Origin of the sequence: Vibrio sp. 1F169 (assembly GCF_041439605.1) — a bacterium.
GTDB classification, from domain to species: domain Bacteria; phylum Pseudomonadota; class Gammaproteobacteria; order Enterobacterales; family Vibrionaceae; genus Vibrio; species Vibrio tasmaniensis_A.
Genome location: NZ_JBGOOI010000186.1, coordinates 1 through 1,021 on the forward strand (window position 1 = coordinate 1; position 1,021 = coordinate 1,021).

Below are 1,021 nucleotides of genomic sequence, written 5' to 3' on the forward strand. Positions count from 1 at the left end.
TGTCTAAAGAAAAATTTGAACGTACGAAACCGCACGTAAACGTTGGTACTATCGGCCACGTTGACCACGGTAAAACAACTCTAACTGCTGCTATCTGTACTACACTTGCAAAAGTGTACGGCGGTGTTGCTAAAGATTTCGCATCTATCGATAACGCTCCAGAAGAGCGCGAGCGCGGTATCACAATCGCAACTTCTCACGTTGAGTACGATACTCCTGAACGTCACTACGCACACGTAGACTGTCCTGGACACGCCGATTATGTTAAAAACATGATCACTGGTGCTGCTCAAATGGACGGCGGTATCCTAGTTGTTGCTGCTACAGATGGCCCTATGCCACAAACTCGTGAGCACATCCTACTTGGTCGTCAAGTTGGTATCCCTTACATCATCGTATTCATGAACAAATGTGACATGGTTGATGACGAAGAGCTACTTGAGCTAGTAGAAATGGAAGTTCGTGAACTTCTTTCTGAGTACGAGTACCCAGGAGACGACCTACCAGTAATTCAAGGTTCTGCACTTGGCGCTCTAAACGGCGAAAAGCAGTGGGAAGACAAGATCGTTGAGCTTGCAGAAGCACTAGATTCTTACATTCCACTTCCAGAGCGTGCTGTTGATCTACCGTTCCTACTTCCTATTGAAGATGTATTCTCAATCCAAGGTCGTGGTACTGTAGTTACTGGTCGTATCGAGCGCGGTATCCTACGTGTAGGTGACGAAGTAGAAATCGTTGGTATCAAAGAGACTACTCTTACTACTTGTACTGGTGTTGAAATGTTCCGTAAACTGCTTGACGAAGGTCGTGCAGGTGAGAACGTTGGTGCACTTCTACGTGGTACTAAGCGTGATGACGTTGAACGTGGCCAAGTACTTTCTGCTAAAGGTTCAATCAACCCACACACTAAGTTTGAGTCTGAAGTATACGTACTTTCTAAAGACGAAGGCGGCCGTCACACTCCTTTCTTCAAGGGTTACCGTCCACAGTTCTACTTCCGTACAACTGACGTAACAGGCGA

General features: G+C 46.3%; 1 protein-coding gene. It reads left to right on the forward strand.

Features of this window, described 5'->3' with window-relative positions:
* A partial coding sequence (gene tuf, locus ACED53_RS23500; protein ID WP_102248954.1) for an elongation factor Tu occupies positions 1–1,021 on the forward strand: 1,021 nt, incomplete at both ends.